A 21690-nucleotide genomic window follows, 5' to 3' on the forward strand; every position below is an offset into this window, starting at 1 on the left:
TACTTTATAGATAATAATTAAAAATTCTTCTTGAAGCAATATCAGCAATTTCTGGAGGTGTAAATGTTTTATCAAGATCTGTACCAATGTTTAAGACTGCCGTTGCTTCAGCATCAATGTTCTCAAATAATTCTTTTCCACGAATCGTAATAACAGGCACATCTTCAGGCAGTACGGCTTGTAAAAATTCAAGCTGTGTAAAGAATGGTAAAATCCATCTTCCATCACCTTGGAAATAACGTAAATGCACTGTTCCTTGTGAATCTCCTTCTTCAATATCAACTGTCCCTGCAACATAAACGTATGTTGTTAACAATGTTTCGTAAAATTCTTTTTGTTTTTGTTTATCATGATCAGCTAATGCTAATAATGTTTCTAGTTTTTTTCTGGAATATGTGCCATACGTTGCCACCCCTGTTTTCAAAATTATTGTAATGTAATTATACAAAATATTCTTATTTTTTTCTATAAAATTATTCTTTATTTTCTTACTATAATATTAAAGTGAAGCTTTACTACAACCTTTATATAAGCAATTTAAAACTTCTTCAGCTGTAACAAGTGTTGCAGACTTATTGTGACAGTCCAGAAATGTCATTAACACCTAATATTAAACATGGCTTTCCTGAATGAAAATTTTTTTGTTAAATTCATTCAAAAAATACGTAAAAACCCCTTACAAAAAGAATAAAAATGTATTATCATGTATTAAAATACAAAATAAGAAAGGGGCATCACGGTGAAAATTTGGTTTTACGAAAAAACAAAGACAATGGATGATTTGCTTGGTATCTGGGACAATGTTCCAACTATTCCGAGAATCGGTGAAAAAGTAGAAATTTTAAAGCAAGTACGTACTGTAACAGATATTAAATATATAAAAAACGGAAACAATTTCCACGTAGAAATACTTATTTACTAAAGAGAAAAGCTCTCCGTATTCCCTTTAGGAGAGCCTTTTTCGTTCATCTGCTTTTTTAATCACAATCATATCATCAACTAGTTCCACTTTTACGTAATCACGTTCTTCTAAACACAAATGATTGACAGCCTCATCAGGCAATTCGACAGCCATATAGCGCTCTGTTAATACAACTTGGCTATATGCGGCTTGCTGTGCAATCCAATTAGCTTGTTTTTCTTCTTGAATCACTCGTAGTGATGGCACTCCAACTTCTTTTACTGTGCGCCAATTGTTACGAATAAAGGGAACAAGCCATAATAAACTAATGATAATAATAGCTAAACCAATCCATAAATTACTTTGCGCTTGCAGATCAGCAATTTTCACTGTTTCTTGTGCACTGCTACTATCACTAAATTGAATGATGCTAACAACACTATTGTTTAAAGCATGCACAATGATATTGGTCCATAAGCTTTTCGTCTTAATATATAACAGGCACATGATTACGCCAAATAAAAACGCACCAATCACATCTATATGCCCGAATCCAAAAATAAGCGAAGAAACGATAATAGCACGTTTCAGCCCCCATTTATACGCCATTCGATTTAAGAAAAAGCCGCGAAAAATCACTTCCTCCATAATTGGTGCAAATATACAAGCTGAAATTACACTAAAAATCTTTGTAAAAGTAGTGCTCATATCAATAACATTGCCATCATTTAATAAATCAACTAGAAAGTTAGGAATCAGCTGAGCTAATATGTAAAACTGAATAAAAGACATACCAAATGCAAAAATCATTCCCATAGCCGTAGCAATCAAAATTAACGCCCATGGAATTGATGCTGGTTTATCAAAAAAACTTGTAAATACTGCGTTATGTTTTCTCATCTTATAAAATAACCAAAGTAATGGAAAAACAAAGAAAACCAATGTTTCTGAAACAAACTCAAATGAACTACTTTCAGCACCTATTATGCCTAATGGAAGATATGTAGCCAACGCACCTAAAATCATCCATCCAAAAAAACTGCGAAGTCGAATACGCGAAAATGCAAGATTAATAGAAAACACCTCCAACATGATATGTTTATATTATAGTATCAATATGCTATAATCTCTTCTTTTATTTATCAATTTGTTTTTATCTCATCCGATAACCGCAGAAAATAAATTCCCGTTCTTGAAACGATGCACTTGAAGCAATAAGTAAAACAGCTAGAAGACAATACTACTGTAAGCCGCTTCCTTGGATAAATTAATAATTGTTTAATTGTCCTTTTAGGAAATTCTTCTGTAATTGTGTGAGATGCTAACCCACTTCCAAAGATTGTTGTAAATGTAGCAATCATTTAAATGTTTTACTCCGCAAACATAATAAAGTCTTCCATTTTTATTTCACGTGGAGCGCATTTTTTATCCCGCATTAACGGGCAGTAAGACCCCCACCTCAAGATTGAGAGAAGCGAAGAAGATAGGTGGGGAATAACTGCCCGTAAAAGTCCGATTGGTTCAACTAACCATCAGTGGGGGATGAAGAAAACCCCCACTGATGGAAGTTTCACTTTATAATAACTACCCCTGTAATAGCCCAAAAATTCATCTTCTAACGATTTAATAAGGTTTTTCATATAAAAAAACAATATATAAAATTATATTAACCTCTTAACAATTTGAGAAATACGGTAAATTCCCTGTTTTATATCTGCCAAAGATGCATAAGAGTAGGAGAATCGCAAATATTGATTGCATACTGAGCTATATATATTTCCTGGATAAAATAATACGCCCTCGTCAAGCGCTGCTTCAAAAAGTTTTTGCATTGATATAGATGGAAGAATTTTTACCCAAATAAAAAAGCCCCTTTAGGAATATTCCAGGTTGCAATTCCTCGTAAATATTTCTCTAATGCTTCTAACATTGTACGGAGACGAATAGTGAGGTTTACTCTAACCGTTTCAAGATGTTGAGTATATAAACCACTTGACAGCCATTCAGTAGCTGCCCATTGTGATAATGAACTGGACCCATAATCAATTTGCATTTTAATATCAGCTAAACGATCGATAACAGGCTCAGGACCAACAAGCCATCCTACTCTTAATCCAGGGCTCAATGTTTTAGAAAAACTACCAATATATAAAACTTGTCCATGTCTATCATTTGCTTTTAGTGGTAAAGGCGGAGCAGTATCGATCCATAATTCTCGATAAACATCATCTTCTATAATGGGAAGATTCTCTTTTTCACATACTTGCAAAAGTTCTTTTCGTCTCTTCTCTGACATGACAATACCTGTTGGATTATGAAAAGAAGGAATTGTATATATAATCGACTGATTTCGTTGTTTTTTTGCAGCAATATTAGTTGGTATTAATCCTTGATTATCTACTGAAAGACTAGAAAATTTCATTCCTGCTGATTGAAAAATATGTAGAGAATACAAATAGGATGGTTCTTCAAGAAGAATAGTTGATCCTTGTCGTAAAAGTCCAACTGAAATGAGTTGCAGCGCTTGTAAAGCACCTGAAACAATTAAAATGGAGTCAGGAGAACAAGTTATCCCGATTGTACTTAAATATTTGCTTAATTCTTGACGTAATGGTAAAAGCCCTTTCGGCACTTCATATCCTAAAGAGTCAATACGGTTTATACAACGGTGCATAACCGTATTTAAATTTTCTACAGAAAATAATTCAGAAGAAAGCTCTCCTTTCCCTAATTGAATTATATTTAAATCTGCTTTATTAATTTCTTGTACGATCGATTGATTCGGCTTATAAAACCCTGTTTTTACAAACTTATTCCAATCAGGAGGAGCAGTATTTGCTAGTAATGTCCATGTATTATTGACTACTTTTGTACTAGCACCCATTTTTCCTTCAATTAAACCTTCCGCTTTTAATTCTTCTAAAGCTGTAACAACTGTACTTCGATTTACTCCAAACCATTTAGCTAGCTCACGTTGTGTCGGAAGTTTGCTTCCTATTGGCCATTCCCCGCTCATAATTTTATTTTTTATATACACAACAACTTGTTGATACAACGGGAGGTGTGATGATTTACTTAACTTCCTATTTTCCTTCTCCATCAAAATCACCTACATTTGGTTGGTTTTTAAAACAATACAATTGGTTGCAGACATTTTACTAAATCCTTAATAACATAAAAATCAATTAACATAATAAGGATGTGAAAATATGAAGAAACAATGGGATTTTCGAATCATAGCTGCTTATGGATCTACAATTTTTCTTTGGGCTTCCGCTTTTCCAGCCATACGAGTCGGATTAGAATCCTATAATCCTGAGCATTTAGTTTTGCTTCGCCTATTAATCGCTTCGCTAGCGCTTATCTTCTTCGCTATATTGACTCGCATGCAACTACCAGAATGGAGGGATATCCCTATTATTCTCGTATTAGGTTTGCTAGGATTTACTGTTTACCATGTAGCCCTAAGTGCCGGAGAAGCAACTATTAACGCAGGTACCGCAAGCCTGCTCGTTTCTACTTCTCCCATTTTTTCATCCATATTAGCTGCTTTATTTCTGCATGAACGATTTGGGCTTCGTGGTTGGATTGGATCTATTATTAGCTTTTGTGGTGTCGCTATTCTTTCATTAGGAAAAGATGGTCATTTTACGCTCAATAGCGAGGTTTTGTTAATTCTTCTAGCATCCTTTTCAGAAAGCATATACTTTGTATTTCAAAATCGATATTTAAATAAATACGGGTTTCTTGCATTTACTTCCTATACAATTTGGTCTGGTACATTTTTCATGCTTTTCTTTCTCCCAGGGTTAGGAGAAAGAATTATGCATTCATCTATAGAAACAACACTTAGTGTTGTCTATTTAGGTCTCTTTCCTACTATGATTCCTTATTTTGCTCTAGCTTATATCATATCACGTATAGGGACATCCGAAGCAACAACTTCTTTATACTTAACACCCGCTCTAGCAATTATTATTTCTTGGATATGGATTGGAGAAATTCCCACTGTTTTATCAATAATAGGAGGGATAATAACTATATTCGGCGTTGTTATAACAAATATAAAAGTTGATAAAAAAGAAACCCAAATAATGAAATTTGATAAAAATATTATGTAAACTATAAATTTTACTTACTAAATGAAGAACAAGGCTATCTCCTTCTTTGAGACAACCTTGTTCTTCAACTTACTATATTAAAACTCAAAAATAATATCATCATCAGATAATTTTCAACACTCGTTGCTTTTACAGAGAAGAAATCATGGTTTTTCGTATCTGTACGTAAACCGTTTCATACGATTGAGTTAATTTCTTCTTAACTTTACTTCGTTACCATTTCTGCTTCACTTTCTTCAAAAGGCCACTTCGGTAACATGTTACGAAGCTCCTTATCAGAACGATATCCAAGTGCGTATTCCGCTTGCATAATCGTATGAATTTCACGTGTTCCTTCGTAAATAACTGGAGCTTTTGCATTTCGTAAATATCGCTCTACTGGGAATTCATTCGAATATCCATAGGCACCGTGCACCTGCACTGCATCATTTGCAGCTTCAAATGCAGCATCACAAGCAATCCATTTTGCTAAAGATGTTTCCTGTGTATTACGTTTCCCTTGATTTTTTAACCATCCTGCTTTATAGACCAATAAACGTGATATTTCAAGATTCGCAGACATTTTCGCAATCATTTGCTGTACAAGTTGATGTTTTCCAATTTCTTTTCCAAATGTTTTACGCTCTTCACAATACTTTACGCTCGCTTCTAAACTTGCTTGAATGAGCCCACACGCCCCTGCCGCTACTGTAAAACGGCCATTGTCTAATGATGCCATTGCAATTTTAAATCCTTCTCCCTCTTCTCCAAGAAGATTTTCCACCGGCACTTTCACATCATCTAGAAATACCTCTCCTGTATTGCCCGCTCTAATACCAAGCTTTCCTTTTATCGCTTTTGTCGATACCCCAGGAAATGTTCGTTCTACGATAAAACAAGAAATACCGCGGTGCTTTAATTCTGGATTTGTTTTTGCAAATATTAAGAAGTGGTCTGCAACATCACATAAAGAAATCCATGTTTTGGATCCATTTAATACGTAGTAATCGCCTTGTTTTACCGCTGTTGTTTGCATAGCAACAACATCTGATCCTGCATTTGGTTCAGTTAAACCGAACGCCCCAATTTTTTCACCTTTCGCTTGTGGAACAAGGTACTTTTGTTTTTGTTCTTCTGTTCCCCATTGGAGAAGTGTCATACTATTTAATCCCGTATGTACAGATACAGCTGTACGGAAAGCTGTGTCACCACGTTCTAATTCTTCACAAACAATAGCGAGCGTATTATAATCCATACCAACACCGCCATATTGCTCTGGAATACAAACGCCCATAAACTGTAACTCAGCTAAACGCTTCAAGATCTTTTCTTCAAAATGCCCTTTTTCATCCCATTCTTTAATGTATGGAATAATTTCATTATCTACAAATGATCTCACTACTTTTCTGACACTTTGTTGTTCCTCTGTTAAAGAAAAATTCATTTGTACTGCCTCCTATATCCATTGGTTTTTTTTCATTTCCGTAATGCTTTCCTGCGAATACCCCAGTTCTTTCAAAATCTGTTCTGTATGTTCCCCGTGGAGCGGCGGATGTTTCTGCATCCGCACTGGTGTCTTTGCAAGTTTTAATGGTGAACCTACAAGTGTAAGATTTTCAATGGTTGGATGTTCCATATGAATTGTCATATCTCTCGAAACTGCCTGCTCTGTTTCTAACGCTTCCTTCACATTGAGAATTGGTCCATTTGGAATCCCTGCTTCATCCAAAAGTTGTTTCCAGTCCTCTTTCTTTTTCTTTTTCATTTCTTTTGCAATAATATCTACAAGTTCTTCCCTATGCAAAAGACGATTTGCATTTGTTTTATAGCGATCTAAACGAGATAAATCTTGTCTACCAAGTAACAAACAAAACTTATGAAACTGTTCATCATTTCCAACTGCAACAACAAGATCTCCATCCTCCGCCTGAAATACTTGATACGGAACAATATTCGGATGCTGGTTTCCAAGTCTCTCTGGCAATTCTCCTGTACACAAATAATTGCTTGCTACATTTACTAATGCCGCTAATTGTGAATCAAATAAAGAAATATCAATTTCTTGCCCTTCTCCTGTTCTATTTCGATGCTGCAAAGCGGCTAAAATCCCAATACACGTAAAAAGACCTGTGAGCACATCTGCAATCGCAACTCCTACTTTTGCAGGCTCTTCGTCCTTTCCTCCTGTTATACTCATAAGTCCACTCATTGCTTGAATCATATAATCATAACCAGGAAGATGTGAAGCAGGACCATTTTGGCCAAAACCGCTAATAGAAGCTAGAATAATATCTTCCTTCACCTCTTGTAACACTTCATAACCAAGTCCCATTCTCTCAAGTGTTCCAGGCTTGAAATTTTGTACAACGATATCAGCATGAGAAACAAGTTTTTTCAAAACATCCTTTCCCATTTGTGATTTTAAATTTAATGTAAGCGACTCTTTATTACGATTCGCACAAAGAAAGTAAGCGCTTTCTCCTTCTACGAAAGGCGGTCCCCATCCTCTCGTATCATCGCCATTTCCAGTATTCTCAATTTTTATTACCTCCGCTCCCAAATCACCGAGAATCATCGTACAAAAAGGACCGGCAAGAACCCGAGATAAATCAATAATTTTGATTCCGTGTAATGCTCCCTCCAACCCCTTCTCCTCCTATAGTAAAAACCAGTAAAACCAATTAGAGTGAACATAAGCATGGTGGTTTTACTGGTTTGTTTTTACACGTTATTGTATGGAATGATTATTGTACTTTTACTTGTGCTAACACTGATTTGAAAGCATTGATTACTGTATCTACTTCTTCATAACTAATTGTAAGAGACGGTTCAATACGAATTGTTTTTGAATTAATTAACGTTCCTGCAACAAGGATGCCTCGATCAAACATTGCCTTCGATACTTCATAACCAATTTCATCTTTATGGAATTCGATACCAATCATTAAGCCTTGACCACGAATTTCAAATACTTTGTCTTCGTGTCCTTCCGCAGCCTTTTTCAACCCGTTTAAGAAATACTCCCCAACTTCCGCAGCTCGTTCTGGTAATTTGTCTTCCAATAATACATGGATTGTTGCAATTGCAGCAGCACATGCAAGTGGATTTCCACCAAACGTTGTTGTATGCATGAATGGGTTCTCAAACCAGCTTTTAAATACTTTTTCTTTGGCAACAATTGCACCTGCTGGCATTACACCCCCGCCAAATGCCTTCGCAAGACAAATAATATCTGGTACTACATCATATAATTCTGCAGCAAACATTTTCCCTGTACGTCCCATTCCAGTTTGCACTTCATCAAAAATAAGTAGTGATCCAAATTCATCACAGAGCTCTCTTACTTGTTTTAAATAATTTTCTGGAGGTAAAATAATACCGCCTTCTCCTTGAATTGGTTCTAAAATAACAGCTGCAACATCTTCCCCTACTAATGCACATGTTTCAAATGTTTTTCTCATCATCTCGATATCGCCAAATGGAACGTGACGGAAACCTGGAATTAATGGTAAAAATGGTTTACGGAACATTCCTTTTGCTGTTCCAGATAAAGCTCCAAGACTCTTACCGTGGAAGGCACGTGTTGTTGAAATGAAAGTTGTTCGTTCGCTGTACATTTTTGCTAGTTTTAATGCTGCCTCTACACTTTCTGTCCCACTATTTGTAAAGAAAGCATATTTCAAATCACCAGGTGTAATATCCGCTAAAATCTTCGCAAGAATCGCACGGAGTGGATCTAGTAAATCCTGACTATGCAATGCTTGACGCTTTAATTGATCCGTTACAGCTTTTACCACTTTCGGGTTACGGTGTCCAACATTATAAATCCCGAATCCACCTAAACAATCAATATATTTTTTACCATTGATATCCATGAAGCAAGATCCTTCATCAGACCATTCTACTGCTGCAAACTGTCCATCTTTTGTTACTGTTTTTCTATATGCAAGAAAACCAGGATTGACATGCTCTCTAAATCCATCTACTGTTTCTTTTTGGATCCAGTTAGCCTCTTCTTCAGAGACCTTTTCTTTTTCAATTAATTGCAGTACTTTCGTAATGTAATCATTTACACTTGTATCCTTCACATCTTGTTCATTAGATTTACTCTTCATATTCGTTACCATCTATTTCACTCCTACAGTTTTTTTATTTGCAAACCAACCAATTGGTTCTACTTCTAGATTTATATTAATCTGCTTAATTTCTTGGAATTCCTCTAAACCAAACGTTCCTAAACTACGACCGATACCACTTTGCTTATATCCGCCCCAAGGCGCCTCGTTGTATGTTGGATGATAACTATTAATCCACGTAATCCCTGCGCGAAGCTTGCGGATTACGCGCATCGCTTTTGCGCCATCAACTGTAAATACACCTCCAGCTAAACCGTAATCTGTACCGTTTGCTAGCTCAATTGCTTCCTGTTCATCCTTAAACTTTTGGATAACTACAACAGGACCAAAAATTTCTTCCTGCACAATACGCATATCAGGTTTTACATTGACAAAGACTGTTGGTTCAATAAAGAAACCATCACCTTTTCCATCCGTTGTAATACGATTTCCTCCGCAAGCAATTTCTGCTCCTTCGTCTTTCCCAATCTCAATATAGCGTAATACTTTTTCCATATGCTCTTGACTTACAAGTGGTCCCATCTCTGATTCTGGGTTATCACCAGGTCCAACATTAATTTGCTTTGCACGTTCTACGAAACGAGTAACAAATTTATCGTAAACGCTTTCTTGTACAAGAATTCTTGATCCTGCTGAACACACTTGTCCAGCACCCGCATAAATACCAAACAACGCATAATCGACCGCTGTTTCAAAATCTGCATCTGCAAAAATAATATTTGGAGATTTTCCGCCAAGTTCTAGCGAAATCTTTTTCATATTATCTGCCGCTGTTCTCATAATGTGCTTTCCAGTTTTCGTTCCACCTGTAAAGGAAACCATATCTACTTTACCGCTCGCCGCAATTTCATTTCCTACTGTTGGTCCGGCACCCATTACCATATTTGCAACACCTTTTGGTAATTCTATTTCCTCAAAAATTTCAAATAACTTCGTTGCAGTGATTGGTGTAACCTCAGACGGTTTAAATACAATCGTATTTCCAGCCGCTAAAGCAGGTGCAATTTTCCATACACTCATTAATAACGGATAATTCCAAGGAACAATTAATCCACAAACACCAACTGGTTCTCTGACTACCATAGCTTGCATTGGATCAGCTACATGATATGTTTGTCCATCTGGTTTTGTAATAAGCCCAGCATAATAACGGAAGCAAGCTGCAGCATCCCCAATATCACCTTCTGCCTCGCGATGTGTTTTTCCATTATCCATTGTTTCAAGACGTGTAAGTTCTTCCTTATTTTTATCAATTTCATCTGCTATTTTAAATAAATAAGATGCTCTTTCAGCCGCGGATGTTTCTGACCAAATTCCGCTATCAAAAGTCGCTCTTGCCACTTCTATTGCTTCTTTTGCATCCTCGATCGTTCCTTCAGGCGCATATGCGATAACCTTGCCATTCGCAGGGTTAATAATAGGTCGTTTCTCTTGATTACTAGACTCTCTCCATTCACCATTTAGATACATTTTTAAATCTAGCATTTTATATAATCCCCCTTTGTCGATCGTTCATATATTATATAAGCAATAATTGTGCCAACATTTAAAATACCAAGTAATCATACAAAAACTGACTATTTCTTCAAATAAAACATATGAACTTATGCGTTTTTGCATAAGTTATTACATTTTGCATAATTACAACAAAAATAACAAAGAGAAAGGAGTAGTTCATGTAAACTTCCCTTTCTCTTTTAGAAATATGAAATTGTATCAACTGCTATTTCCTTTTCATTCATGATTTTTTGATATTTACGACTAACCGAAGATTGACTAATTCCAAGAGCTTTTGCGGCCTTCGTCGTTGTTTTATACTGCTTCATCGCAAGTAAGATTAATTGCTCTTCTACAGAATGTAATGCTTCTTGTAATGGTAAGACCCTTGTAATAACTGGCTTTGATTTTTTAAAGTCATAACCAAGGGTTAAAAATTTGCTAACAAATTCAGCTTCAATAACTGGCTCATCTGCTGATACTACTAAACGTTCAATCATATTTTGTAATTCTCGTACATTTCCAGGCCATGAATAAAATTCTAGTAAATTCATTGCATCTGGAGTTAAATGGTAGTTTTTATTATATTTTTCATTTAATTGTTGTAAGAAATGAAATGCGAGTACTGGAACATCTTCCATTCGTTCCCTTAACGGGGGAACATGCAGTGGAATTACATTTAAGCGATAAAATAAATCTTCACGGAACGTACCAGCTTCCACCATTTTTTCGAGACTTTTATTTGTGGCCGCAATAATTTGAACGTTTATTTTCGTAGGTACTGTGCTTCCGATTGGAATTACTTCTTGCTCCTGTAACACCCTAAGTAATTTCACTTGCAAATGTAAAGGCATTTCTCCAATCTCATCCAAAAATAAAATTCCTTGATCCGCTCGCTTAAAATATCCTTCTTTTCCATTTTTATCAGCACCGGTAAAAGCACCTTTTGTATATCCGAACAGTTCACTTTCCAATAATGATTCTGGAATTGCACCGCAATTTAATTTTAAAAACGGCTTTGAAGATCGATTTCCCAGTTGATGAATTGCTTGGGCAATCACTTCTTTTCCAACACCCGATTCTCCAGAAATAAGAACATTAGAAGAAAAATCAGCTATTTTTTTAGCTTGATTAATAATTTGTTCCATTTTCGGACTACAATAAATAAGTTTCTTAAGAAAACGATCTTTATTTTTATAGTTGTCCAATTCCTTCTTATATTGTTCAGATATCTTTTTCATCTCATGCAATTCCGTCTTTAATCTCGTTGCCTCTGTAATGTCCCTTGATGCAATAATAATACGATGCAGTTCACCGGTTTCACTAAACACAGGGTTTCCAACCGCTAATATTTTTCTACCACTTTTTGTTTCTTGTACAATCGATACCTTTTTCTTTTGTTCGAGTACCAAACGAGTAACAGATGGACTAAATAAACCTTTTCGCTCTAAATCTAAAAGATTTTTCCCTAAAAGATCCTTTAAATCTCCTCCCCAGAAATCATTGATAATGGTTTCACTATAACGAATTAATTCCCCTTTAGGATTAACTACTAATATTTCATCATAAATACTAGATAAGATTGCGTTTAAATCTTTATTTAAATCCTTTATATATTCAATTTCCATGGCCATTTCCTCAACCATTGGTAAATCTTGTACAATAATAACCATTCCTTCAATGCTTTGATCGAGACTAGGAATCGGACTGTAATCAACTAATACTCCCATCTCATTTGTTATTTGTAACTGATTTAAAATCGTTTTTCCCGTTGCATATACATTGTTAATATGTTCCCCATTAAAAATCTGTTCTGCTGGTACATTCAGTACTTTTTCAGAAGTAGACTTAATCATCTTTAAACCAGATTCATTACAATTTACAATTTTCTTTTCCCTGTCTACCACAAAAATCCCCATAGGAATAGACATTAAAATGATTTTTAGTATATCTACACTTTTATTTTCTTGCTTAAATAATTCTGCAAAAACATCCTCTCTTCTTATGTATCCTTTTAACTCTCCTATTTCATTTTTCACAATCGCAATAGGCGCCCCAATAATTTGAAAGAGAGCTGTTAAGGAAATAATTTTACTAAGGTGACAAATTGTATCTAGTGAAACAGCATTTGAAAGTAATGCTTGGGCAGTTAATTCCTCATTTCTTGATAGCAGATCCTTTACATGGACGTATGCAAATAATTGATCATCCCTTTTTAAAAACAGAAAAGGTTCTGTTATATTTTTAACATCTATATTCCATTCCTTTTCAGGTTGATCAATAGGTAGAGAAACAATCTGTCTAATTTTTTTATGAGCAATGGAAAACATTCCGCTACCCCTCCTTTGAACTACTTAACTTGTATTGTATCACTAAAAACAGATTTTTTTAATTAATCCGATAATAAACTTTTTTCCTTTAATTTATTAAAAAAAGGAAGATGAATACTTCCATCTTCCTTTTTGTTCTCTAATTAATCACTACCACTAATTAAAATATCTTCTTGAATATAAGCTAATACCATCCCTGGAATTACCTTATCTCCTGCTTCTACTTCTAAAGATTGTACTTCTCCACTACATCCCATTTTAATTACTTCCAGCTGCCCATTCATATCTTTAATAGCAAACAGTGGTTCCCATTCGTAAATTCGAGAGTCCTTATCAATAGATACTTTTTCAACCGTTCCATAGCATGGGCTCGTAACGATTTCATAAAACAAAATGAATCATTCCCTTCTTTTATTCTATTAATATTGTTCTGCCAACATTTGTGACTGAAGAATCATATGGAAAAAACTTCGAAAATCTTCTACATCTTCTACTTCAATCCCTAACTTAGGTGCCCAATATTGTTCCTGTTCAATATCTTCTTGACTTAATAGAATCATTCTTCCATTCTGAATAGAAGTAACCATTGCTTTTCCCAAAAATTGCTGTGAATACGTAACGGCTATATCATATCGATGACAATTCGACACGATACAATAATAACCGATTGGTTGTCTTTCAATTTCTTCTAATAAAATATCAAGCTTCATTTTATTCCTCCCTTTGTTAAAAGGTTAAAAATGCAACCAACCTCTTAGGCGCGATGCCTCTACAATCTTACGAACTCCCTCTATATAAGCAGCAATTTTCATATTTACTCCAAAATGTTTTGAAGTATTGAATACATCAGAAAAACTAGATGTGATTTTCTCCTTTAAGCATTGGTCGACATATTGCTCTGTCCAATAATACCCTTGGTTATTTTGACACCATTCAAAATAAGAAACAATAACCCCTCCAGCGTTTGCTAGAATATCTGGAACAACCAAAATGTCTTTCTCCTCTAACATTGTGATTGCCTCTTTTGTTGTCGGACCATTTGCGGCCTCAATTACAATCTTACATCCAAGCCTTTCTGCATTATGTTTCGTAATCACTCCTCCAATTGCTGCTGGAATGAGTACATCACATTCTTTTTCTAACAACTCTTGGTTAGAGATCGTTTTACTAAAGAGGTTTGATACTACTCCAAACGAATCTCGATTTTCTAGTAAATAAGGAACATCCAAACCATCTGGATTGTAAATGCCACCTAAAGCATCAGATACTCCTACCACTTTCACACCAATATCATATAAATATTTTGCTAAATAACTTCCAACGTTTCCAAAGCCTTGAATGATTACTCGCATATTTTGGAGTGGAATATGTTTCAACTCACTCACTAGCTGAAGTGTATAGAATACTCCTTTAGAAGTAGCTGTTTCCCGCCCTTGTGATCCTCCTAGCATCAATGGTTTTCCAGTTATAAAGCCTGGGGAATCAAATTCTCTAATATGATCATATTCATCTAGCATCCAAGCCATAATTTGAGCATTTGTATACATATCAGGAGCTGGAATATCTTTAGTAGGCCCAACAATTTGGCTCACTGCTCTTACATAACCGCGACTAAGTAACTCTAGTTCCCTAGAACTCATCTCCTGCGGATTACAAATAATCCCGCCCTTTGCCCCTCCATATGGAAGACCCGTTACTCCACATTTCAAGCTCATCCAACCAGCAAGTGCTTTTACTTCCTCAGCTGTAACATCTGGATGAAACCGAATACCACCTTTTGTTGGCCCTGCTGCATCATTATGCTGGGCACGATACCCTTGAAATACTTTTGTTCTTCCATCATCCATTCGAACAGGAATGCTTACTTCTAAAAAGCGCATCGGCTTTTTAAGAAATTCAAATACTTCCTCTGGATAACATAAAATCTGGAGTGCCTCTTTTAATATAGACTGAAATTCCTCTAAAGGATTTTCAACCTCAACTTTTCCCTGTATAGATTGAGTTGTATTTTTTTCTGATTGAATTGCCACGATAACACCTCATTTATATATTTTTACTAGTTTTATAAAGCAATAAGCGTGCCAAATAAAAATATAGTGTTTATCCCGCTATTCGTGGGCAGTAAGACCCCCACCTCAAGATTGAAAGAGAAGCGAGGAAGATAGGTGGGCGATAACTGCCCGTAAAAGCCCGATTGGTTCAACTAACCATCAGTGGGGGACGAAAAAACCCCCACTGATGGAAGTTTCACTTTATATTCCCTTTTCAGCCTTCTCTCTGGCACTGATTTACAAATTTTCTCTCTTTCTTTATGAATTGTTGAATGGCTTATGCAATATTGCATAATTTTAAAATCTCCAAAATAAAAAACATCGGAAAATTTCCGATGTCTTTTGTTATTTTACATTTCCTGTACTTCTTCAAAATGCATTTGCGGCGGAGCTGATCGAAACATGTTCGTAACATATAAAAGGTAACCAATCCCAATGGCAGCCCAGCTAAGTCCAAGAATAAGCGAATGAATATTGAGATTAAACCATAACACAGCTACTGTACCCGCTCCTAAAATAGGCAGAACTAAGAAATTTAAAAAGTCTTTTACTGTTTTATATCTTTTTTCTTTATAACATAGTAAGCAATTACAGATAAATTAACAAATGTAAATGCAATAAGCGCTCCGAAGTTAATAAGAGATGCTGCTGTTTCTAAATCGATAAATATAGCGGAAAGTGAAATAATTCCCACAATAATAATGTTATATATGGGAGTTCGCAAGCGAGGATGAATGTATCCGAATATCTTCTCCGGAATTACATTATCTCGCCCCATTACGTATAATAATCGCGACACACTTGTATGAGAAGCTAAACCTGATGCCAATGTTCCCATAAATGTCCCTACTAAAAAGAATGTTTGAAATAATTTTCCTCCAACGAATAGCGCAATTTCTGGTGCCGCTGATTCTTGATCTTTAAATACGGATGCATCTGGGAAAAAGGATTGTGTGAAGTACGTAGTAACAATAAATAAAATTCCGCCAATTAAAGCGGTAAGAAAAATAGCCCGAGGAATTGTCTTCTTCGCGTTTGGTGTTTCTTCCGAAAATGTAGTTACCGCATCGAAACCTAAAAATGAAAAACAAAGAATTGTGGCCCCTGCAACTAACGGCGATATTTGTATATCTGATTGAAAAAACGGCTGAATGGAAAAAACTTCTCCAGTTCCTTCTCCTGCTATCAATCCTTTTATAACAAGAACTACAAACACAACCATTACTAATATTTGAAACACTACTAAGAATGTATTGAAATTAGCAGTAACATTTATACTAATAATATTTACCAGTGTAATCAGTAGGACAAATCCAACGACCCATAACCAAGAAGGAACACTTGGAAAAAGTGCGGACATATAAATCCTCGTTAATAGCGCGTTTACCATTGGTAAAAACAAATAATCCAATAACGCTGACCATCCAACAAGAAATCCAAGCCTTGTACTAATTGTCTTCTGTGTATAAGTATAAGCAGATCCCGCAGTCGGAAAAACCTTTACCATTTTGCCGTAGCTTGCAGCTGTAAATAACATTCCTGCTAATGCAATAAGATAAGCTCCTGGAACATGCCCGCCTGTTTTTTCAGAAACGATTCCAAATGTATCAAACCCCACCATCGGCGTCATATATCCGACACCTAGCATGACAATTGACCAAAGTCCTAATGAACGTTTTAAACTAACTTCTTTTCCCACCTATCATTCCTCCTACCTTCTCTATCTAATTTCCATGTAAAGTTTGATAATTAAACAGAAAACGCTTTCAATAAACCGTGTATATGATATATCGCATTCCAAACCCTCCTTTTTCTATTTTTTAAATATTCATGCAATTTTCGAGCCAAAAATTTCTTGTTCAAAAAATTGAGAGGATAAGCCTATTTTCACGCTTCAAAGATACAACAGGTGAGATTATTTTCTTTACATTTTTTGTTGGTTTTTTATTCATTTTGACATAACTTATTCAGTCTCTCATACCACTACATACACGTGAAATGAAACTTTAATCAGTCGAAAAATAACAAATTTATCAAGAAATAAAGTGAAACTTTCGTCAGTGGGGGCTTCATCCCCCCACCTATCTTCTTTGCTTCTCTCTGAATCTTGAGGTGGGGGTCTTACTGCCCGCGAATAGCGGGATAATAACATTATGTAAAGCCAAAAAAGCTGCCTTTATATGAAAGACAGCTTTTTTCAATCCTATCTATTAAAAATCAAATACGAAATCATCATCTGATAATTTTTCAACATTTGTTGCTTTTACATAACCGTTCCCTTTTACAGAGAAGAAATCATGATTTTTCGTATCAGTACGTAAACCATTTAACACAATTGGGTTAATTTCTTCTTCTTCAAAATGCGGTTCTAATCCTAAGTTCATTAGCCCTTTATTCGCATTGTAACGAACAAAACGATTCACATCTTCCACAAGACCAATAGATGTATAAATTACTTCTGTGTATGCTGTTTCAATTTCATACAGCTCTACTAATAAATCCATCGTTTCTTTTTGTACTTCTTGTTGTTCTTCAGCAGAAAGCTCTGCAAAAACTTGCTGTGCTAAAATACCGACGAATACGCCGTGGATGGACTCGTCCCTGATTATTAAATTAATAATTTCTCCACTCGCCGTTAATTTTCCTTGCCCTGCTAAATACAGCGGATAGAAGAATCCACTATAAAACAAGTAGCTTTCTAAAAACACACTTGCTACCATGGCCATGTATAGCTCTTTTTTCGTTACAGTTGGCTTTAATAAACGGTGGTAGTATCTTGTTATAATACCTGCTTTTTTCTCAAGTAATGGATGCTTATCTACCCATTCAAAAATTTCATCAATTTCTTCTTCACTTGCTAATGTCGTAAAAATGTGACTGTAGCTCTTCGCATGCACTTCTTCCATAGCACCCATGAACGCAAGCACACTTTTTGCCTGTAAGTTCTCAAGATGCACAAGAATTAGTGGCATTCCCTCGCCGCCTTGCTTCGTATCAAGGAGCGTTAAACCACCTAGTACACGCTTATACGCCTGTTGTTCTTCTTTTGATAACTGCACCCATGTATTTTTGTCAGAAGAAACAGCGATCTCCTCTTCTGTCCAAAACTGAGCGATATTTTGCTTCCAAAACATTAAACTAAAATCGTCTTCTTTCTTGTTCCAGTTTACCGCGCGCATTGAATCGCCCCTTCTTTATATTGTTGCATCGTCCTAACGTACGGTAAAACTTCCATTTCATAATGAAAATCTAACCGTGCGTTAGAACGTAAATTTAATAACTAAGCATGAGCAGGGTGTTTCTGCCCCTGCTCATGCTGATACTCTATCGTAAATACTACTTGTACAATTTGTTTCTTCTCTTTCAAAAGCAACTCATCATACCGTGCAGGCTACACACTCTTCGACACTTAACTTGCGTGTTCTTGTGTAATACAAACTCTTTAATCCTTTTTTATGAGCATAAATATAGTAACGTGCTAGTTCACGTGTAGAAATATCACTATTTACATAAAGAATTGTACTAATCCCTTGGTCAACATGCTCTTGAATTTCTGCGATTAAATCAATCAATTTAAACTGATTCATATCGTAAGAAGATTTATAATACCAGAACGTATCTTTTGATAAATACGGCATTGGATAATATGTTGTTGCATTCGCATACGTTCTTGATTCGATTTGACTTACGATTGGCATTACACTTGAAGTTGCATTTTGAACATAGCTAATCGATTGTGTCGGAGCAATGGCTAGTCGATATGAATTATATAAACCATGCTTCTGCACTTGTTCTTTTAAGTTTGTCCAGTCTTCTTTTGTTGGAATGTGGATTCCTTCAAATAATTGTTGTACTTTCTCAGTTACTGGACTGTAATCTGTTGTTTCATACTTCTCAAAGTATGTTCCTTTTGCATAATCCGATTTATCGAAGTCTTTAAATGTTTCGCCCTTCTCTTTCGCAATTTCCATACTCTTCTCGATGGAGTAGTAGTTAAGCATCATAAAGAATGTACGAGCAAACTCTTGCGCTTCTGCACTCTCATAAGCAATTTTATTTTTTGCTAAATATCCGTGTAAGTTCATCGCACCAAGCCCAACAGAATGAAGCTCATCATTTGCTTTTTTCACAGTCGGTGCGTTTGGAATAATTGTCATATCAGAAACAGCTGTTAAAGCTTCCATACCTGCATGCACTGCTTCACGCATTTCTTTATTCTCCATCACGTTCACAATATTTAATGATCCTAAGTTACAGTTAATGTCACGGCGAATAATGTCATCTGTACCATAGTCATTAATTTCAGATGTTTCTTGTAACTGGAAGATTTCTGTGCAGAGGTTCGACATCTTCACAGTTCCAATATCCTTTAACGGATGCTGTTTATTTGCATTTGATTTAAACATTAAGTAAGGGTAACCAGACTCAAGCTGAATCATTGCAATTTTAATGAGCATATCGCGTGCGCTAATATCAAGTGGTTTCTTTTTGATATTCGGATTGCTCATCAGTTCATCATACATTTCATCAATATCGATATCATCTAAATGTTTTCCGTACTCTTTATACACTGTATAAGGTGCGAAAACATGGAATGGTTCGTTTTTCTCAGCAAGCTCAAAGAACTTGCTTGGAACGATAACTCCGATTGAAAGAGATTGAATACGGCTCTTCTCGTCGGCATTTATTTTTTTGTATCGAGGAACTCAATAATATCCCAATGGAAAATATTTAAATATACCGCTCCGGCACCTTTTCTTTGCATATTGTTACTCCACACACTTAAAACGTATGGGGGATAGCCATTTCTGCTACCCTCTCTATATCGCTATAGAGTTCAGACCATATCTTCTTCTCAATATATACACCCTTTAAATTTGGTTTGAGAAGCCAGGTTCGAGCTATATAGTCACCTACATAGCCACTTGGTCGTTGAACCTTCTCCTTGTCTAACAGACTTAGGAGCTCGGCTGCTGATTTCCTGCAATCTTGGATTTTTAGGGGGCGCTACGTAATTTCTCCGTAGTATCCTACCTCGATATACTCAGGCGTTCCAGCAATTGACCCGGTTTTATAGTTGAGCCATAAGTTAACCCAACTGATTCGCATACGAAAACGAATCTTCAAGCAATTTCATAACTGGTACAACACCGCTTGCTGCGTTTTCGATACCTTTAATTTGTTCACCGCGCGCGCGCAGCTTGCTCAAGTTAAGCGCTACACCACCGCCGATTTTTGATAACTGCATCGCCGTATTAATATTAAATCCAATTGAGTTTAAGCTATCATCCATCTCTAACAAGAAACAAGACACCATTTCTCCTCTTCTGCTTCTTCCCGCATTTAAAAAGGTTGGTGTCGCTGGTTGATAGTTTTGTTTTACAATCATACTTGCGAATTGCTTTGCTTTCTCGACGTTTCCTCGTCCTAAGTATAACGATACGATTGCTACGCGATCAGGATAGCTTTCTAAGTATTGTTTTTGATCATTCGTTTTTAACGCATAATCTTTATAAAACTTAGATGCCGCCATATAAGATTGAAACTCGAAGTTTTCGCCATATGTGATATCATATACAGCTTCTATCTCGTCCATCTTATATTCGCTTAACACATCATAGTAGTAATCGTTCTCCAACATATACTTGATGCGTTCTGCCACGCTATCAAAATGAACGGTATTCTCTTTCGCCTCTTCCATAAAGACTGCTAATGCTTCTTTATCTTTGTGCAGCTGATAGAATCCGTCCTGCATTTGCGTAAGCTCATTATTCAATTCAATGTGTCGCAATCTCCAGCACCCTCTCTTTAAAAAATTCTACATCTTTATTTGTTCCAGATAACTCAAATTTCGATACAATCGGCACCTCATATCTCGTTGCAATCTTGTCTGCACTTGCCCCAAACATATCTCCCCAATTGCGATTCCCGCTTGCAGATACTCCTTTTAAGCGTTCGTGATTACGTTCTAAAAATTCCAAAACACGTTCCGGTACATTTCCAAAACCTGTTGTATACGTAATAAGGACAAATTCTTCATCTAATACGAGATTTTCATTAATTTGAACGGCCGGCATATTTAATTTGTGGATGAAACGCTTCACGTTTCCTGTCATAGAATCATATGCAACTAACATCTCCGACCCTCCTCTTACATCTTTTCACATCATGTTCGTTCGTGATGAATTCTCCATATATTGTATTACTTTTTAAAAAAGGACACAAGATATATGTATAATTTCTTTTTTTTTAAAAATTTATTTTTTCGACAAAAAAGGCCGATCTTTTTACAATACAAAGAATATGAAACAACATTCTAAAACGCATGTCAATAAAGTGTATTTCAAAAAAGTTGTCAACGGATTTACCCACATTTCCAAAAAAGTTAACAGTATAAAATTGTCAAAAAAAGAAACATACCTACGAAATCTATCGGTCATTTGTCATAAAAAAACAAACAGTTTCCTTATTAGAAACTGTTCGAAACCGGTTACACATTTTCTATATGATGCACCTCTTACTTTTTTTAAAAAGAGGCAGTTACATTCAATTAAGAGATTTTCTTTTTAATATTCATTACTAAAAAACTCACAATCTATCCTTTTTTTGTATATTCCTGGGTCATTTACAACAAAAAGGAGAAAAATAATGAAATGACATTCTATTTACTGATGC

At 35.7% G+C, this 21690-nt stretch carries 14 protein-coding genes and 6 pseudogenes; 2 read left to right on the forward strand and 18 right to left on the reverse strand.

The window, feature by feature from the left end; all coding sequences use genetic code 11:
* Positions 1-4: 4 nt before the first annotated feature.
* Complete coding sequence (locus tag ACEWFJ_RS17865; protein ID WP_473689398.1) at positions 5-412, reverse strand: SseB family protein; 408 nt, start codon at positions 410-412, stop codon at positions 5-7.
* Positions 413-739: 327 nt separating this feature from the next.
* On the opposite strand from ACEWFJ_RS17865, the gene ACEWFJ_RS17870 reads away from it, so the two are divergent.
* Entirely contained in the window at positions 740-922 is a 183-nt protein-coding gene (locus ACEWFJ_RS17870) for a DUF3913 family protein (RefSeq protein WP_098309545.1), read from the forward strand.
* Positions 923-946: 24 nt separating this feature from the next.
* Here ACEWFJ_RS17870 and ACEWFJ_RS17875 read toward each other — a convergent pair whose 3' ends face one another.
* The 3 genes and pseudogenes from ACEWFJ_RS17875 to ACEWFJ_RS17885 form a co-directional block, all read right to left on the reverse strand.
* Entirely contained in the window at positions 947-1975 is a 1029-nt protein-coding gene (locus ACEWFJ_RS17875; RefSeq protein ID WP_473692580.1) for a lysostaphin resistance A-like protein, read from the reverse strand.
* Between the two features lie 158 nt (positions 1976-2133).
* Positions 2134-2262, reverse strand: a pseudogene (locus ACEWFJ_RS17880) (ABC transporter permease); the annotation flags it as partial.
* A gap of 300 nt (positions 2263-2562) precedes the next feature.
* Positions 2563-4001 (reverse strand): annotated as a pseudogene (locus tag ACEWFJ_RS17885) (aminotransferase-like domain-containing protein).
* A gap of 109 nt (positions 4002-4110) precedes the next feature.
* On the opposite strand from ACEWFJ_RS17885, the gene ACEWFJ_RS17890 reads away from it, so the two are divergent.
* On the forward strand, positions 4111-5022 hold the full coding sequence (locus ACEWFJ_RS17890; RefSeq protein ID WP_473689400.1) for a DMT family transporter: 912 nt from the start codon (positions 4111-4113) through the stop codon (positions 5020-5022).
* Between the two features lie 77 nt (positions 5023-5099).
* Here ACEWFJ_RS17890 and ACEWFJ_RS17895 read toward each other — a convergent pair.
* From ACEWFJ_RS17895 to nrdI, 14 genes and pseudogenes are all read right to left on the reverse strand, one after another.
* Positions 5100-5221: pseudogene (locus ACEWFJ_RS17895) on the reverse strand (class 1b ribonucleoside-diphosphate reductase subunit beta); the annotation flags it as partial.
* Between the two features lie 6 nt (positions 5222-5227).
* Positions 5228-6445, reverse strand: coding sequence for an acyl-CoA dehydrogenase family protein (locus ACEWFJ_RS17900; RefSeq protein WP_473689401.1), 1218 nt, complete (start codon positions 6443-6445; stop codon positions 5228-5230).
* A 12-nt stretch (positions 6446-6457) separates the two neighbouring features.
* Positions 6458-7645, reverse strand: coding sequence for a CaiB/BaiF CoA transferase family protein (locus ACEWFJ_RS17905; RefSeq protein WP_377881411.1), 1188 nt, complete (start codon positions 7643-7645; stop codon positions 6458-6460).
* 100 nt (positions 7646-7745) lie between these two features.
* Positions 7746-9128, reverse strand: coding sequence for a putrescine aminotransferase (locus ACEWFJ_RS17910; protein WP_473689402.1), 1383 nt, complete (start codon positions 9126-9128; stop codon positions 7746-7748).
* The gene (locus ACEWFJ_RS17915) at positions 9129-10622 is read right to left on the reverse strand and encodes an aldehyde dehydrogenase family protein (RefSeq protein ID WP_473689403.1); all 1494 of its coding nucleotides are present in this window, start codon (positions 10620-10622) and stop codon (positions 9129-9131) included.
* 212 nt (positions 10623-10834) lie between these two features.
* Positions 10835-12964 (reverse strand): sigma 54-interacting transcriptional regulator, encoded by a 2130-nt coding sequence (locus ACEWFJ_RS17920; protein WP_473689404.1) that lies wholly within the window; start codon positions 12962-12964, stop codon positions 10835-10837.
* A gap of 143 nt (positions 12965-13107) precedes the next feature.
* Positions 13108-13356, reverse strand: a complete 249-nt coding sequence (locus ACEWFJ_RS17925) for a biotin/lipoyl attachment domain-containing protein (protein ID WP_429709183.1) — start codon at positions 13354-13356, stop codon at positions 13108-13110.
* 27 nt (positions 13357-13383) lie between these two features.
* Positions 13384-13674: an SAV0927 family protein gene (locus ACEWFJ_RS17930; protein WP_473689405.1), complete on the reverse strand. Its 291-nt coding sequence runs from the start codon at positions 13672-13674 to the stop codon at positions 13384-13386.
* A 24-nt stretch (positions 13675-13698) separates the two neighbouring features.
* Positions 13699-14994 carry a Glu/Leu/Phe/Val family dehydrogenase gene (locus tag ACEWFJ_RS17935; RefSeq protein WP_473689406.1) on the reverse strand — a complete coding sequence of 432 codons (1296 nt, stop codon included), beginning with the start codon at positions 14992-14994 and terminating at the stop codon, positions 13699-13701.
* Between the two features lie 371 nt (positions 14995-15365).
* Positions 15366-16714 (reverse strand): annotated as a pseudogene (locus tag ACEWFJ_RS17940) (APC family permease).
* Between the two features lie 511 nt (positions 16715-17225).
* The gene (gene nrdF / locus ACEWFJ_RS17945; RefSeq protein ID WP_230573876.1) at positions 17226-18194 is read right to left on the reverse strand and encodes a class 1b ribonucleoside-diphosphate reductase subunit beta; all 969 of its coding nucleotides are present in this window, start codon (positions 18192-18194) and stop codon (positions 17226-17228) included.
* Positions 18195-18392: 198 nt separating this feature from the next.
* Positions 18393-19777 (reverse strand): annotated as a pseudogene (locus tag ACEWFJ_RS17950) (ribonucleoside-diphosphate reductase subunit alpha); the annotation flags it as partial.
* A 330-nt stretch (positions 19778-20107) separates the two neighbouring features.
* A pseudogene (locus tag ACEWFJ_RS17955) lies at positions 20108-20806 on the reverse strand (ribonucleotide reductase N-terminal alpha domain-containing protein); the annotation flags it as partial.
* Entirely contained in the window at positions 20793-21152 is a 360-nt protein-coding gene (nrdI, locus tag ACEWFJ_RS17960; protein ID WP_429709175.1) for a class Ib ribonucleoside-diphosphate reductase assembly flavoprotein NrdI, read from the reverse strand. The gene nrdI and the pseudogene ACEWFJ_RS17955, both read right to left, overlap by 14 nt.
* Positions 21153-21690 lie beyond the last annotated feature (538 nt).

The organism is Bacillus sp. EA-CB0995 (assembly GCF_055814245.1).

What these genes read in the sequence shown, in the direction of transcription:
- nrdF (WP_230573876.1), bottom strand. Translation starts at nt 18,194, where the DNA reads ATGCGCGCGGTAAACTGGAACAAGAAAGAAGACGATTTTAGTTTAATG.
- ACEWFJ_RS17920 (WP_473689404.1), bottom strand. Translation starts at nt 12,964, where the DNA reads ATGTTTTCCATTGCTCATAAAAAAATTAGACAGATTGTTTCTCTACCT.
- nrdI (WP_429709175.1), bottom strand. Translation starts at nt 21,152, where the DNA reads ATGTTAGTTGCATATGATTCTATGACAGGAAACGTGAAGCGTTTCATC.
- ACEWFJ_RS17910 (WP_473689402.1), bottom strand. Translation starts at nt 9,128, where the DNA reads ATGGTAACGAATATGAAGAGTAAATCTAATGAACAAGATGTGAAGGAT.
- ACEWFJ_RS17930 (WP_473689405.1), bottom strand. Translation starts at nt 13,674, where the DNA reads ATGAAGCTTGATATTTTATTAGAAGAAATTGAAAGACAACCAATCGGT.
- ACEWFJ_RS17915 (WP_473689403.1), bottom strand. Translation starts at nt 10,622, where the DNA reads ATGCTAGATTTAAAAATGTATCTAAATGGTGAATGGAGAGAGTCTAGT.
- ACEWFJ_RS17890 (WP_473689400.1), top strand. Translation starts at nt 4,111, where the DNA reads ATGAAGAAACAATGGGATTTTCGAATCATAGCTGCTTATGGATCTACA.
- ACEWFJ_RS17900 (WP_473689401.1), bottom strand. Translation starts at nt 6,445, where the DNA reads ATGAATTTTTCTTTAACAGAGGAACAACAAAGTGTCAGAAAAGTAGTG.